The sequence below is a fragment of the Acidimicrobiales bacterium genome, from assembly GCA_016716005.1.
Classification (GTDB): Bacteria; Actinomycetota; Acidimicrobiia; order Acidimicrobiales; family JADJXE01; genus JADJXE01.
The window spans coordinates 365,385-380,000 of the sequence record JADJXE010000001.1 but is presented as its reverse complement, the minus strand read 5'-3'; the positions used below and the strand labels follow the sequence as shown (position 1 = coordinate 380,000).

General features: G+C 72.5%; 13 protein-coding genes and 2 rRNA genes (1 of these 15 cut by a window edge). 12 read left to right on the top strand and 3 right to left on the bottom strand.

What is annotated here, in order from left to right; genetic code table 11:
• The 8 genes from IPM45_01920 to IPM45_01885 form a co-directional block, all read left to right on the top strand.
• Positions 1 to 1,153 (top strand): 23S ribosomal RNA (locus tag IPM45_01920) (it extends 1,909 nt beyond the left edge of the window).
• Between the two features lie 72 nt (positions 1,154 to 1,225).
• Positions 1,226 to 1,342, top strand: a 5S ribosomal RNA gene (gene rrf / locus IPM45_01915).
• A 663-nt stretch (positions 1,343 to 2,005) separates the two neighbouring features.
• Positions 2,006 to 2,770 (top strand): tetratricopeptide repeat protein, encoded by a 765-nt coding sequence (locus tag IPM45_01910; protein MBK9178325.1) that lies wholly within the window; start codon positions 2,006 to 2,008, stop codon positions 2,768 to 2,770.
• An 84-nt stretch (positions 2,771 to 2,854) separates the two neighbouring features.
• Complete coding sequence (locus IPM45_01905) at positions 2,855 to 3,241, top strand: single-stranded DNA-binding protein (GenBank protein ID MBK9178324.1); 387 nt, start codon at positions 2,855 to 2,857, stop codon at positions 3,239 to 3,241.
• Between the two features lie 49 nt (positions 3,242 to 3,290).
• Positions 3,291 to 4,340: a class I fructose-bisphosphate aldolase gene (locus IPM45_01900; protein MBK9178323.1), complete on the top strand. Its 1,050-nt coding sequence runs from the start codon at positions 3,291 to 3,293 to the stop codon at positions 4,338 to 4,340.
• A gap of 219 nt (positions 4,341 to 4,559) precedes the next feature.
• The gene (locus IPM45_01895; protein MBK9178322.1) at positions 4,560 to 6,350 is read left to right on the top strand and encodes a 2-oxoacid:acceptor oxidoreductase subunit alpha; all 1,791 of its coding nucleotides are present in this window, start codon (positions 4,560 to 4,562) and stop codon (positions 6,348 to 6,350) included.
• Positions 6,343 to 7,362, top strand: coding sequence for a 2-oxoacid:ferredoxin oxidoreductase subunit beta (locus tag IPM45_01890; GenBank protein ID MBK9178321.1), 1,020 nt, complete (start codon positions 6,343 to 6,345; stop codon positions 7,360 to 7,362). The genes IPM45_01895 and IPM45_01890 overlap by 8 nt, the downstream gene beginning before the upstream one ends.
• 59 nt (positions 7,363 to 7,421) lie before the next feature.
• A complete protein-coding gene (locus IPM45_01885; GenBank protein ID MBK9178320.1) occupies positions 7,422 to 8,828 on the top strand; it encodes a wax ester/triacylglycerol synthase family O-acyltransferase in 1,407 nt (468 codons plus the stop codon).
• A 27-nt stretch (positions 8,829 to 8,855) separates the two neighbouring features.
• Here the strand turns inward: IPM45_01885 and IPM45_01880 are convergent, their stop codons facing one another.
• Positions 8,856 to 10,064 (bottom strand): DUF1015 domain-containing protein, encoded by a 1,209-nt coding sequence (locus IPM45_01880; protein MBK9178319.1) that lies wholly within the window; start codon positions 10,062 to 10,064, stop codon positions 8,856 to 8,858.
• A gap of 61 nt (positions 10,065 to 10,125) precedes the next feature.
• Between IPM45_01880 and IPM45_01875 the strand changes: the two genes are divergently transcribed.
• Entirely contained in the window at positions 10,126 to 10,875 is a 750-nt protein-coding gene (locus tag IPM45_01875) for an HAD-IIA family hydrolase (GenBank protein MBK9178318.1), read from the top strand.
• 34 nt (positions 10,876 to 10,909) lie between these two features.
• Here the strand turns inward: IPM45_01875 and IPM45_01870 are convergent, their stop codons facing one another.
• Positions 10,910 to 11,398, bottom strand: coding sequence for a pyridoxamine 5'-phosphate oxidase family protein (locus IPM45_01870; GenBank protein MBK9178317.1), 489 nt, complete (start codon positions 11,396 to 11,398; stop codon positions 10,910 to 10,912).
• Between the two features lie 36 nt (positions 11,399 to 11,434).
• Positions 11,435 to 12,277, bottom strand: a complete 843-nt coding sequence (locus tag IPM45_01865) for a rhomboid family intramembrane serine protease (protein ID MBK9178316.1) — start codon at positions 12,275 to 12,277, stop codon at positions 11,435 to 11,437.
• Positions 12,278 to 12,354: 77 nt separating this feature from the next.
• Between IPM45_01865 and IPM45_01860 the strand changes: the two genes are divergently transcribed.
• From IPM45_01860 to IPM45_01850, 3 genes are read left to right on the top strand one after another with little or no spacing between them, the layout of a single operon-like run.
• Entirely contained in the window at positions 12,355 to 12,852 is a 498-nt protein-coding gene (locus tag IPM45_01860; protein MBK9178315.1) for a hypothetical protein, read from the top strand.
• Between the two features lie 22 nt (positions 12,853 to 12,874).
• Entirely contained in the window at positions 12,875 to 13,705 is an 831-nt protein-coding gene (locus IPM45_01855; GenBank protein MBK9178314.1) for a TlyA family RNA methyltransferase, read from the top strand.
• The gene (locus IPM45_01850; GenBank protein ID MBK9178313.1) at positions 13,702 to 14,556 is read left to right on the top strand and encodes an NAD(+)/NADH kinase; all 855 of its coding nucleotides are present in this window, start codon (positions 13,702 to 13,704) and stop codon (positions 14,554 to 14,556) included. The genes IPM45_01855 and IPM45_01850 overlap by 4 nt, the downstream gene beginning before the upstream one ends.
• The last annotated feature ends 60 nt before the right edge of the window (positions 14,557 to 14,616 follow it).

The following is a 14,616-nucleotide window of genomic DNA, read 5'->3' as shown; positions in this document are numbered from 1 at the left end:
TCGCAGAGACCAGGGGAAAGCGACTGTTTACTAAAAACACAGCAGCGTGCTAAGTCGTAAGACGACGTATACGCTGTGACGCCTGCCCGGTGCCGGAAGGTTACGGGGAAGGGTTAGCCGCAAGGCGAAGCTCTGAACCTAAGCCCCGGTAAACGGCGGCCGTAACTATAACGGTCCTAAGGTAGCGAAATTCCTTGTCGGGTAAGTTCCGACCTGCACGAATGGCGTAACGACTTTCCTACTGTCTCAACCACAGACCCGGCGAAATTGAAGTACGAGTAAAGATGCTCGTTAGCTGCGGCAGGACGGAAAGACCCCGTGGACCTTTACTACAACTTGATGTTGGGTTTTGGTATGTGTTGTGTAGCATAGGTGGGAGACTGGGAAGCAGGGGCGCCAGCTTCTGTGGAGTCATCGTTGAAATACCACCCTGCTCATGCCGGGACTCTAACCCAGGCCCGTTATCCGGGTCGGGAACAGCGTCAGGCGGGTAGTTTGACTGGGGCGGTCGCCTCCTAAAGAGTAACGGAGGCGCCCAAAGGTTCCCTCAGCCTGGTTGGCAATCAGGCGTCGAGTGCAATGGCACAAGGGAGCTTGACTGCGAGACAGACACGTCAAGCAGGTGCGAAAGCAGGGCATAGTGATCCGGCGGTTGCGTGTGGAAGCGCCGTCGCTCAACGGATAAAAGGTACCCCGGGGATAACAGGCTCATCTTCCCCAAGAGTCCATATCGACGGGAAGGTTTGGCACCTCGATGTCGGCTCATCGCATCCTGGGGCTGAAGCAGGTCCCAAGGGTTGGGCTGTTCGCCCATTAAAGCGGTACGCGAGCTGGGTTTAGAACGTCGTGAGACAGTTCGGTCCCTATCCGCCGCAGCCGCAGGAGACTTGAGGAAAGCTGTCCCTAGTACGAGAGGACCGGGACGGACGCAGCTCTCGTGTGCCAGTTGTCCCGCCAGGGGCACGGCTGGTTAGCGACCTGCGGAAGGGATAACCGCTGAAAGCATCTAAGTGGGAAACCCGTTCCGAGATGAGGTCTCCCACCGGGTTAACCGGGTAAGGCCCGTGGCCAGATGACCACGTTGATAGGCCGGAGGTGTACGCACGGCAACGTGTTCAGCCGACCGGTACTAATCGGCCGAGGGCTTGGTTATTGCTGCTCGTGCTCGCTCTGGAGTTCTGCAGGGGGCAGCGCCGTCTCGGCGCGCTCGTTGACAGCAAAGGTTTCCGGTGGCCATGGCGGCGGGGTCACACCCGTTCCCATTCCGAACACGGCAGTTAAGCCCGCCAGCGCCGATGGTACTTGGGGGCAAGCCCCCTGGGAGAGTAGGACGCCGCCGGAGTTCTCTCGAAGGAGCCCCACCTGCTGGTGGGGCTCCTGTCGCGTCCGGGCGCCGGTCGAGTGGGACGGCGGGGGGCCCGGTCGGTACGCTGCGGGCATGCCCACCGATCCTGCCCGCGGCGCGCGCCCTGGTTCGGGGGGCGGCGCGGGTCGTGGGGGTGGCCGGGCCCGAAGCGGCTCGGGCAGCGGCCGCGGCGGCGGCCGCACCGACGGGGGGCCGCAGGCGGGACGGTCCGGTGGCCGCAGCGGCGCGGGTGATCGATCGCGGGCCGGGGGTGGCCGCCCCGACGGTGCGCCACGAGGCGAGCGGTCCGGGCCTCGCGGCGGCCGGGGCGGGGCCGGCCGGGGCGACGCCGGCGCGCGCGACGGGCGTCGTGCTGCGACGGCCCGGGGTGCGGGGCGGGCCGCGGGGCGAGGCGAGGGTGCCGCGTCGGGGCGTGCCGACGATCGTCGGGGTGCGGCCAGGGGTGGCCCGCGCGGCCCGGCGGGCGGACGGGGCAGCGCCGAGGACGAGCGGCGACGGCAGCGGGACGAGCGCAGCGACCGAGCGCGGCGCGCCGGCTGGGGCGGCGTGGCGCGCCGCGGTGCGGGTGCGCTGGGCGATGGGCGCCCCCCGTCGGCCTCGGCGGCGGCGCGAGGGGCCGCGGAGCGTGGGCGGCCCGGGGTGGTCCCGCCGCCGAGCGAGCAGTGGATCGACGAGGGGCCCGTGCGGTCGGCGGCCGAGGAGGCCGTCGGCCGGGCCGCGGCCAGCCCCGGCGCCCGGGCACCGGGACGCCCCCGGCGCGGCGGCGAGGCGGCGGCTGGCATCCCCGACGAGGTGGGGGTCGAGCTCGAGCGGGTGGTCGGGCCGAGCCGGGCGCCCCGGCTCCGCGAACGCCTGGGCGACGCCGCGCGTGCCTTCGATCGTGAGCGTTACCTCGACGCCCGGCGCATGCTGAAGCCCCTGGCCGTCGAGGCGCCCGCCGCCCCCGCCGTCCGCGAGCTGCTCGGACTTACGCTGTACCGGCTCGGTCGGTGGCAGGAGGCGGCCCGCGAGCTCGAGGCGTTCCGCACCCTCACGGGCTCGACCGAGCAGCACCCGGTGCTGGCCGACTGCTACCGGGCGCTGGGTCGGCCCGACCGGGTCGAGGCCCTGTGGGAGGAGCTGCGAGCGGCGTCCCCCGGGGCAGGGCTGGTGGCCGAGGGCCGGATCGTGATGGCCGGCACCCTCGCCGACACCGGCCGGCTCGCCGATGGGGTCCGCCTGCTGGAGCGGGCCATGCGGCCCACCAAGCGGCCCGAGGAGCACCACCTCCGGCAGTGGTACGCGCTGGCCGCGCTGTACGAGCGCGCGGGCGACCTGCCCCGCGCCCGGGCCCTGTTCCGTCGGGTCGCGGCCGACGATCCGGGCTTCGCCGACGTGAGCGAGCGCCTCCGCACGCTGCGCTGAGAGCGCGCCGGCTGACACACCCCCTCGCTACCATCAGGTCGCTTCCCCCTCCGTCGCCCGGTTCCTCGCTCGGAGGGTCCTGTCATGAACGTGGTCGTGCTCCAGGGCACGCTCTCGCGGCCTGCCGCGGTGCGTCGCCTGCCGTCGGGTGACGAGCTGGTCGCCCTCGAGGTCACCGTCCGGCCGGAGGTGGGCCCCACCGACACGGTGCCCGTGGTGTGGCCGCGGCCGCCGGCCCGGGCCCGCACCCTCGCCGCCGGCACCGAGGTCGTCGTGACCGGCCGGGTCCGGCGGCGGTACTTCCGGGCCGGCGGAGCCACCGCCAGCCGGACCGAGGTGGTCGCCGACTCGGTGGTCGCGGCCGGCCGCGGCCGCCGGGTGATCGCGCTGCTCGACCGGGCGCGGGCCCGGATCACGATCGATCCCGTGCCCGGCCGCGGCCATGTGAGGCGGGAGCAGCAGGAGGGGTAGGGTGGGCACCGTCGGCAGTGGCCCACGGGCCCGAGCGGAGGAGGCATCCGTGGACGTCCAAGGTCTGCTTGGCGAGGAGGCCGAGAGCCTGCTCAGCCATGAGTGCAAGACCGTCCCCCGAGAGGATCTGATCCTCCCGGGTCCCCAGTACCTCGACGAGGTGCTGGTCGAGAGCGACCGCTCCCCGGCGGTGCTCCGCAACCTGGCCTCCCTGTTCAACACCGGGCGGATGGCCGGCACGGGCTACGTGTCGATCCTGCCGGTCGACCAGGGCATCGAGCACTCGGCGGCGGCGTCCTTCGCCCCCAACCCGGCCTACTTCGACCCGAAGAACATCTGCGAGCTGGCCGTCGAGGGCGGCTGCAACGGCGTCGCCAGCACGCTCGGGGTGCTCGGCGTGGTGTCGCGGCGCTATGCCCATCGGATCCCGTTCATCCTGAAGCTCAACCACAACGAGCTGCTCACGCTCCCCAACAAGTTCGACCAGATCATGTTCGCCTCGGTCCGCCAGGCCCACGACCTGGGCGCGGTGGGCGTGGGCGCCACCATCTACTTCGGCTCCGACGAGGCCACCCGCCAGATCCAGGAGGTCACGGAGGCATTCGCCGAGGCCCACCGCCTGGGCATGTTCACGGTGCTGTGGTGCTACCTGCGCAACTCGGGGTTCAAGAAGGACGGCGTCGACTACGCGGTGTCCGCCGACCTCACCGGGCAGGCCAACCACCTCGGCGTCACCATCGAGGCCGACATCATCAAGCAGAAGCAGCCGGAGAACAACGGCGGGTACCCGGCGTTGAACTTCGGCAAGACCAGCAAGCTCGTCTACGACGAGCTCACCACCGACAACCCGATCGACCTCACCCGCTGGCAGGTGGTGAACTGCTACATGGGCCGGATCGGGCTCATCAACTCGGGTGGCGAGTCGAAGGGCGCCGGCGACCTGGCCGCCGCGGTGCGCACCGCGGTGATCAACAAGCGGGCCGGGGGCATGGGCCTCATCAGCGGGCGCAAGGCCTTCCAGCGGCCCATGAAGGACGGTGTCGAGCTGCTCAACGCCATCCAGGACGTCTACCTCGACGCCTCGGTGACGATCGCCTGATCCGTCGGCTCGTCGGTGCCGGCGGCGGGTCCGGCCCCGACGGGCTCCAGGTGAGAAGAGGGGTACCGGACTCGCGCCGCCGCCCCCGGTACGATCCACGGCCGAACCTGTCGCCCCACCGCGAAGGGACACACCGTGGCCGACACCCTGGGGCACGAGGCGCCCACCAAGGACCTCGACGAGGTCGTCATCCGCTTCGCCGGCGACTCCGGCGACGGGATGCAGCTGACGGGCGATCGCTTCACCAGCGTGAGCGCGGTGCTGGGCAACGACCTGGCGACCCTGCCCGAGTTCCCCGCTGAGATCCGCGCCCCTGCGGGGACGCTCGCCGGGGTGTCCGCGTTCCAGGTGCACATCTCGGATCACCGCATCACGACCCCCGGTGACCAGGCCAACGTGCTCGTCGCCATGAACCCGGCGGCGCTCCAGGCCGAGCTGACCCACCTGGAGCCCGGGGGCACCCTCATCGTCAACGAGGACGGCTTCGACGACCGGAACCTGGCCAAGGCCGGCTACGCCGCCAACCCGCTCGACGACGGGTCGCTCGAGGGCTTCACCGTGTACCGGGTGCCGATGACGTCGCTGACCCGTGAGGCGACCACCGAGCTCGGGGTGAAGCCGCGTGACGCCGAGCGGTCGAAGAACTTCTTCGCGCTCGGGCTCATCACCTGGATGTACACGCGCCCGGTCGAGCCCACCCTGGACTGGATCCAGCACCGCTTCGGCAAGTCGCGGCAGGTGGCCGGGGCCAACACCGCGGCGTTCAAGGCCGGGTACCACTTCGGCGAGACGGCCGAGCTGTTCGACCACGCCTACCGGGTCAACCCGGCCCCCTTGCCGTCGGGCACCTACACCAACATCACCGGCAACACCGCCCTGGCGTGGGGGTTGGTGGCCGCCGGCCAGCTGGCCGGGCTGCCGGTGTTCCTCGGGTCGTACCCGATCACGCCGGCGTCCGACATCCTGCACGAGCTGTCGAAGCACAAGCGCTTCGACGTGCGCACCTTCCAGGCCGAGGACGAGATCGCCGCGATCGGCTCGGCCCTCGGGGCTGCGTTCGCCGGCCACCTCGCGGTCACCACCACCAGCGGGCCCGGCCTGTCGCTCAAGGCGGAGACGATCGGTCTGGCGGTGAGCATGGAGCTGCCGATGGTGATCGTCGACATCCAGCGCGGCGGGCCGTCCACCGGGCTCCCCACCAAGACCGAGCAGGCCGACCTGCTCCAGGCCATGTACGGGCGCCACGGCGAGGCCCCCCTGCCGGTGATCGCGGCCAGGAGCCCGTCGCACTGCTTCTTCGCCGCGATCGAGGCGGCACGGATCGCGCTCACGTACCGCACGCCCGTGATCCTGCTCTCCGACGGGTACATCGCCAACGGCTCCGAGCCGTGGCGGCTGCCCGACGTCGCCGACCTGGCGCCGATCCGGGTGGAGTTCGCCACGGCGCCGAACCACGTGGCCGACGACGGGTCCGAGCACTTCTGGCCCTACCTGCGCGACCCGGAGACCCTCGCTCGCCCCTGGGCCCTCCCGGGGACGCCGGGGCTCATGCACCGCATCGGGGGCATCGAGAAGAGCGACGGCGACGGCAACATCTCCTACGACCCCCTCAACCACGAGCGGATGGTCCACCTGCGCGCCGCCAAGGTGGCCGGCGTCGTGCGCGACATCCCGGACGTGGAGGTCGAGGGCGACCCCGACGCCGAGGTGCTGGTGCTGGGGTGGGGCTCGACGTGGGGGCTGATCGGCGCGGCCGTCGATCGCGTCCGCCTCCGCGGCGGGAAGGTGGCGAGGGCCCACCTCGAGCACCTCAACCCCTTCCCGGCCAACCTGGGTGAGGTACTGCGGCGCCACCCGACGATCCTCGTTCCCGAGATGAACCTCGGGCAGCTGTCCCGGCTCGTCCGGGCCGAGTTCCTGGTGAACGCCCGCGCCGTCAGCAAGGTGCAGGGCACCCCCTTCACGGCCGGAGAGCTGGAGACGGCGATCCAGGAGGCGATCGATGGCTGACACCGCCACGACCACCACGACCCGCAGGGACTGGTCGAGCGACCAGGAGGTGCGGTGGTGCCCGGGCTGCGGCGACTACTCGATCCTCGCGGCCATGCAGCTGGTGCTGCCCGAGCTGGGCGTCCGCCCCGAGCGCACCGTGTTCATCTCCGGCATCGGCTGCTCGAGCCGCTTCCCGTACTACATGAACACCTACGGGATGCACTCCATCCACGGCCGGGCTCCGGCGGTGGCCACCGGGATCGCGCTGGCCCGGCCCGACCTCGACGTCTGGGTGATCACCGGCGACGGCGACGGGCTCTCGATCGGCGGCAACCACCTGATCCACGCGCTCCGCCGCAACGTGAAGGTGAAGATCCTGCTGTTCAACAACCAGATCTACGGCCTCACCAAGGGCCAGTACTCGCCCACCAGCGAGCTCGGGAAGGTGACCAAGAGCACGCCGTTCGGCTCGCTCGACCACCCCTTCAACCCCATCAGCGTGGCCATCGGGGCCGAGGCCACGTTCGTGGCCCGCACCCACGACATGGACCGCCAGCACATGATGGAGACGTTCCGGCGCGCCCACGCCCACGACGGAGCGGCCTTCGTCGAGATCTACCAGAACTGCAACGTCTTCAACGACGGTGCCTTCGAGCAGGTCACCAGCAAGGCCACCCGCGACGAGATGCTGATCCCCCTCCACCACGGCGAGCCGATCCGCTTCGGCGCCGGCGGCGGGAAGGGCGTGGCCCGCGACTCGGCCGGGCACCTCCGCCTCGTCGACGTGGCCGACGTGGGCGAGGCCGCCCTGGTGGTGCACGACGAGCACGTCGACGACCCCTCGCTCGCGTTCGATCTGTCGCGCCTCAGCCATGGACCGACCTCGCCCACGCCGATGGGCGTGTTCCGCGACGTGGTCCGACCCGAGTTCGCGTCGCGCACGGCCCAGCAGCTCGAGGCCGCCCGGGAGTCGAAGGGCCCCGGCGACCTGGCCGGCCTGCTGCGCTCGGGTGCGACCTGGGAGGTCTGACGCTGCCGGAGACGGCCGAGCGGGTGCCCGACGCGGGAGACCCGAGGGGGGAGACCACGATGGCCGACCGGTTCGAGGTCCACATGAGCGACTCCGACGCGCTCATGTGGAACATGGAGAAGGACCCCATGCTCCGCGGGACCATCACGGCGGTGATGGTGCTCGACCGCGCGCCCGACTGGGAGCGGTTCCGCTCGCGGATGGACCTGGCCAGCCGCCTCGTCCTCCGGCTCCGCCAGCGGGTGATGATGCCGCCGCTGCGCCTCGGCCTGCCCCGCTACGCGGTCGACCCCGACTTCGATCTCGCGTACCACGTGCGGCGGGTCTCGGCGCCCCCGCCCGGCGACCTCGACGCCGTGCTCGAGCTCGCCCAGGCCTGGGGGATGAGCGGCCTCGACCGGGCCCGGCCGCTGTGGGAGTTCACGCTGGTGGAGGGCATGGCCGACGGGGGAGCGGCCCTCGTGATGAAGGTCCACCACTCGGTCATCGACGGCGTCGGGGGGATCGAGCTCGCCCTTCGCATGCTCGACGCGGAGCGGATGCCGGCCGAGCCGCCGTCGGCCCCGCCGGTGCCCGAGGGCGAGCCGATCGGACCCGCGGACCTGGTGCGCGACGCCCTGGGGATGGCGATCGGCGACGCCGCCGGCACCGCCCGGCGCCTGCCGGGCGTGCTCGGGCGGCTGGCCGTCCGGGCGCTGCGGGACCCGATCGGCACGACCGCGGAGGCCGTGCGGATGGGCCGATCCGTGGTGAAGCTCCTGGCACCGGCCACCACCATGCTGTCGCCGGTGATGCGGGAGCGCAGTGCCCGCTGGCGCTACGACGTGTTCGACGTGCCGCTCGACGAGCTGAAGCTGGCGGGCAAGGCGGCCGGGGGCAGCCTCAACGACGCCTTCATCGCCGCCGTGTGCGGCGGGCTCCGCCGCTATCACGAGCGCCACGGCACCAGCGTCGACGAGCTGCGGATGACCATGCCCGTGAGCCTGCGGGACGAGGGCGACCCGCTCGGGGGCAACCGGATCTCGCCGCTGCGCATGCGCATGCCGGTGGGCGAGGCCGATCCACGCCGGCGGATCGAGCTGATCGGCGAGATCTCGCGCACCTGGCGAGCCGAGCCGGCCGTCGAGGCCACGCCCGCCATCGCCGGGGTGCTCAACCGCCTGCCCACGACGGCCATGACGGCCCTGTTCGGGGGCATGCTCAAGCACGTCGACTTCCTGACCAGCAACGTGCCCGGGATCCCGGGTGCAACGGTGTACCTCGCCGGCTCGCGGGTGCGGCGCTGGTACGCGCTGGGCCCGACCGAGGGGGCGGCGACCAACGTCACCCTGCTGTCCCACGGCGACCTGTGCTGCATGGGCGTGACCAGCGACGCGGCCGCCATCCCCGACGGGGCCGTGCTGACGGCGTGCATGCGCGAGGGCTTCGACGAGGTGCTGGCCCTCGTCACCGGCCCCGGGGGCTGACGGCGCCGTCGACGGGGCCGGGCCGGCTCAGGAGAGGTCGCGCAGCACGAGCCCGGTGCAGGGCTTCGGGGCGAAGAAGGTGCTCTTCGGCGGCATCAGCCGGTGATCGTGCGCGGTCGCGGCGATCTGGGAGACGCTGGCCGGCCGCAGCAGCACCCCGGCGTCGGCGTGCCCGGCCCGGACCTCGCGGACCACGTTGTCGACGCCGTGCTGATAGGCGAGGCCGTGGGGGGGCAGGGCGGCCAGCGCGAGGTCGAGGCGCGCCGAGTCGAGGTCGTCCACCCCGCCGAAGGCCTCGGCGCGGGGATGGAGCAGCCACAGGCCCTCGGGCAGCACCAGCGCCAGCGCGCCGGCCTCGGCCATCCGGTCGGTGATGGTGGCCAGCGCCGCGTCGTCGAGCGGGGTCGAGCTGCCCGCATCGAAGAACGGCGCCAGGGCCTCGAGCACGTCGATCGCACGAGGCAGCCCGTCGACGAGGCGGTGGATGGGCAGCACGTCGAGCTGGCTCTCGGTGAGCTCGACCACGTACGTCATGACCAGGTCGTACGGCCCGGGGTTCCCGCCGGCCCCGTCGCGGCGCTCGTCGCGGTACGCGAGCGAGGTCTCGAACCGGTGGTGGCCGTCGGCGATGATCACGGGGGCGGACGACACGGTGTCGGCGAGGGCCTCGACCACCGCCGGCTCGGAGATCCGGTAGAGGCGGTGGTGGACGCCGGCGTCGTCGGTGAAGCGACCCACCGGCGCGCCGGGGAGCTCGCACAGCGACACCAGGCCGGGGGCCAGCGAGAGCCCCCACACCGCCGACAGGTTCGCCCGGCACGCGCGCAGCAGCTGCAGGCGGTCGGTGCGGGCCTTCGGGGTGGTGCGCTCGTGGGGGAGCACGCCACCCGCGCCCGGCCGGACGAGCTCGAGGGCGCCGATCACCCCGGCGGTCTGGCGGGCCCGCCCGCGGGAGTCGTGGTACCCCATGCGGTGCACGTAGAACGACGGCTCCTCGTCGGCGACGAGGACCCCCTCACGGCGCCACCGTTCGAGGGTTCGGGCCGCCGCCTGGTAGCGGTCACCGGTGCCGTCGTCCTCGGGCAGGTCGATCCGCACCACGTTCACGGGTGAGCGCGCGGCCAGCCGCGCGCGCTCGTCGGCGCTGATCACGTCGTAGGGAGGGGCGGTCACGTCGGCCAGCGAGACCCGCTCGGTGTCGTAGCGGATACCGGAGAAGGGCTCGAACCGGGGCACGGGCTCCTTTCGTAGCAGACGCGGGGCCCGGGTCGGGCCGGGCGTGCCAGGATGCCGCCCCGTGGCCTGGGTGCTGGACCTCGACGGGGTGGTGTGGCTGGCCGACCAGGTCCTGCCGGGCGCGGCCGGGGCGGTGGAGCGGCTGCGGGCGGCCGGCGAGCGGGTGCTGTTCGTGACGAACAACTCGTTCTCGCCGGTCGGCGACGTGGAGGCCAAGCTGGCGGCGTTCGGCATCCCGGCGGCCGAGGACGTGATCACCTCGGCGGCTGCGGCAGCCACGCTCGTCTCCCCGGGCGAGCGCGTCCTGGTGTGCGGAGGGCCCGGCGTGGTCGAGGCGCTGGAGCGCCGGGGCGCCCATCCGGTGCACGACGGTGATGCCGACGCGGTCGTGGTCGGCTTCCACCGCAGCTTCGACTACGAGCGGCTGCGGATCGCGGCCACCGCGGTGCGGCGGGGGGCCCGCCTGCTCGCCACCAACGACGACGCCACGTACCCGACCCCGGCCGGGCCGATCCCCGGGTGCGGCTCGATCCTCGCGGCCGTCGCGACCGGCGCGGGCGCCGCGCCCACGGTGGCGGGCAAGCCGTACCCGGCCATGGCCGGGCTGCTCCTCGACCTGCTCGGCGGCCCCCCGGCGATGATGGTGGGCGACCGGCCCGACACCGACGGGCGCTTCGCGGAGGCCCTCGGCTGCCCCTTCGGGCTCGTGCTCTCGGGCGTGACGACGCCGGGCGACCTCCCGGTCGAGCCGACCCCCGCCGCGACCGCCGCCGATCTCGCCACGCTGGTCACCGACCGTCTGGGTCGCTGACGCCGAGGCCCGCGCCGCCCGCGCGCCGGCCCGCTCAGCCCTGCGGGCGCCACACCCGCGGTGGGGCGCCGGTCATCATGTCGGCCAGCGCCGACACCTCGACCCGCCACGGGTCGAGCCGCAGCAGGCCGTACGTGGGGTCGCCCGGACCGTTGCGCCAGAACAGGGCGAGGTCGTAGCCGAGGGGCGGCGGCGTGCCGTTGTAGAGGTCCCACAGCCGCTGCTTCTCGTCCGGGTCGTCGACCCACCGGGCCTCGCAGTCGGCGTAGACCTGCTGGTGCTGGGGATCCCAGTAGGTGCAGGACACGAACGGGTTGGCGGCGAGGTGGCGCGCCTTGTGCGAGTCGCGACCCGTGGCGATCCAGCCGACCGGCCCCGCGGCTCCGGCCGGGCGCTCCCAGATGGGGTGGAGCAGCCGGCTCCGCGGCCGCCCCCGTGCGTCGACCGTGGCCACCGTGCACCACACGATGCGCTCGATCCGACCGAAGAAGTCGTCGGCCAGCTCGTCGAACGAGACGTCCACGCACCACCTCCCCCCGGGTGGGCACCCCCGCCCTCCTCAGCGAGAGGAAGGGTAGCCGCCGGTCTCGTCCCAGCCCCGGGAGGTGACGAACTCGGAGCGCCACACGAGCCGCCTCACCGCCTCGCTGCTGCGCGCGGCCACGCCGACGACCACCCCGAAGACGAAGCCCCCGACGTGGGCCACCCACGCCACCCCGGTGTTCGGGTTCAGGAAGAACTGGGAGACGAACCAGAACAGCAGGACCCAGCGGGCCTCGATGCGCCGCCAGAACACGATGATCAGGAAGAACAGCGTGTGGATCGGGGCCCGCGGGAACCACACGAGGTACGCGCCCATCACCCCGGCGATGGCGCCCGACGCCCCCACCACCGGAACCGTGCTGGCGGGCTGCACCGCCACGTGGGCCAGCGAGGAGGCCACGCCGGCCAGCAGGAAGAAGGCGAGGAACCGGACGGGCCCGAGGTGATCCTCGATGTTGTCGCCGAACACCCACAGGAAGAGCATGTTCCCGGCCAGGTGGAGCAGGCCGCCGTGCAGGAAGATCGACACGACGAGGGCCAGGTACACGTTCTTGTCGGAGAACAGCTCGGGCCCGGTCGCGTCGGGCTCGCAGGCGGTGTCGTCACCCTGGACGAACGTCCGGCCGATCTCGGTGAGCGTCAGTGGCTCGCCCTGCGTCACCTCGCACGGGATCGCGGCGTGCTCGAGGTTGAAGCGCAGCTCGCCGTCGATCCGGACCTGGCTCCCGTCGACGTCGACGACGTCGGTGCCGCGAGCCGGTACCTGCACGAACAGGTAGACCACCACGTTCACGACGATGAGGGCGATCGTGACCACGGGGAGGCGCCGGGTGGGGTTGGCGTCTCGCAGCGGGATCACGGGCGCACCCTACCGACGGCCGCGTCGGCGGACGGGGGGTCGTTGCGCCGGGGAGGGTCCGTCGGTACGGTGGCCTCATGGCGCAATCGGACGTGCTCAAGCGGTATCTCGACGAGGGCATGAAGTTCACGCAGATGACCCAGTCCCGGGCCGAGGCGATCGTCAACCGGCTCGTGCGGACCGGTGAGCTGCAGGCGGATCAGGCGCAGTCCGCCGTCCAGGAGCTCGTGGAGCGGAGCCGCAAGAACTCCGAGCGTCTGATGGCCGCGATCCGCAAGGAGGTCACGGCGCAGGTGTCCGGGTTCGGTGTCGCCACCAAGGCCGACATCGTCCGGATCGAGAAGCGCATCGAGGCCATCGCCAGGGCCGGCAGGCCCGGCGCCCCGAAGGCCGCCCCGACCAAGGCGACCAAGGCCACGAAGGCCACCAAGGCCACCAAGGCCACCAAGAAGGCCACCGAGGCGACCAAGAAGGCCACCGCCCGGAAGCCGGCGGCCAAGAAGGCCACCGCCAGGAAGCCGGCGGCCAAGAAGGCCACCGCCAGGAAGCCGGCGGCCGAGCGGCCCGCCGGCTGATCCGCTCGGCGTCGAGCCGCCCGTGGGGCCGCGGCGGCGCCTCGACGTCGAACTGGTCCGTCGTGGCCTGGTCGTGAGCCGCGAGGAGGCCAGGGCGCAGATCGAGGGGGGTCACGTCCTCGTCGACGGCGCGCCGGCCGGCAAGCCGTCGCGGCTGGTCGGCCCCGGGCAGGCGTTGGTGTTGGCCTCCCCCGCGCCGCGCTTCGTCGGCCGCGGCGGCCACAAGCTCGAGGCCGCGCTCGACCGCTTCGGGGTCGACCCGACGGGCCGACGCTCCCTCGACGCCGGTGCGTCCACCGGTGGGTTCACCGACTGCCTCCTGCAACGGGGAGCGAGCCAGGTGGTGGCCGTCGACGTGGGGCACGGTCAGCTGCACGAACGCCTCCGCCGGGATCCCCGCGTCGACCTGCGGGAGCGCACCAACATCCGCAACCTCGACCTCGCCGCGCTCGACGATCGTTCCGTCGACCTGGTCGTGGCCGACCTGTCGTTCATCTCGCTCCGGGCGGTCCTGGACGCGCTCCTCGGCGTGTGCCGACCGGGAGCCGACCTGGTCCTGCTCGTGAAGCCGCAGTTCGAGGCCGGCCGCCGCGAGGCGGACCGGGGAGGGGGCGTCATCCGGGACCCGGCCGTGTGGAGCCGGGTGCTCGCGGAGGTGGACGACGCCCTCGTGGTCCGGGGTGGGACCATCATGGGGTGGATGGCCTCTCCGATCCGTGGCGCCGACGGCAACGCCGAGTTCCTGGTCCACGTCCGGGCACCGGGCGGGGCCATCGACGCCCCGGCCCCCGCCGCGACGAGGGAGAGGGCCGTCGCCGAAGCGGCCGGCGAGGCCCCGGTGGCTGACCGGTGAGCACCTTCGTGGTCGTCCTGCACCACCAGCGTCCCCGTGCCGCCGAGCTGGCCCGGCTGGTCGCACGCGAGCTGCTCGACGGCGGCCACCAGATCCGCATCCCGGCCGCCGACGCCGAGGTGGCCGGTCTGGGCGAGCTGGGCGTTCCCGACGCCGAGCTGGCCTCCGGTGCCGACGTCGCCCTCAGCCTCGGGGGCGACGGCACGATGCTTCGCACCGTCGACCTGGTCGCGGCGGCGGGCGTGCCCGTGCTCGGCGTCAACGTCGGCCAGCTCGGCTACCTGACCGAGGTGGAGCCGGCCGCCCTCGATGCCGCCCTGGTCCGCCTCGGGCGGGGCGACTACGCGATCGAGGAGCGGATGATGCTCTCGGTGACCGCCGAGCCGGCCGGCAAGCCGGCGAGCACCGCAACCGGGCTGAACGAGGCGGTCCTGGAGAAGACCCCGATGGGCCACACCGTGCGCCTCGGCGTGTCGATCGACGGCGAGTTCTTCACGACCTACGCCGCCGACGGCCTCATCGTCGCCACGCCCACCGGCTCCACCGCGTACGCGTTCTCGGCCAGGGGTCCGATCGTCGCCCCGGAGCACCGGGCCCTGCTGCTCACGCCCGTCTCGCCCCACATGCTCTTCGACCGGACGCTGGTGCTCGAGCCCACGACCGTGCTGCGCCTCGAGGTCCTGGGCGGCCGGCCGGCCACCCTGTCGGTCGACGGTCGGAACCTCGGCACCCTCGTCGAGGGGGACGTGGTCTCGTGCACGGCGGCGGCGCCGTCGGCCCGGCTCGTCGTGTTCGGTCCCCGGAACTTCCATCGCATCCTGAAGGCCAAGTTCGGCCTCAACGATCGTTGACGACGTGATGCCACCCCGCCTGCGCCGAACGTGCCCCCACACCGCCCACCGCCGGCCGGC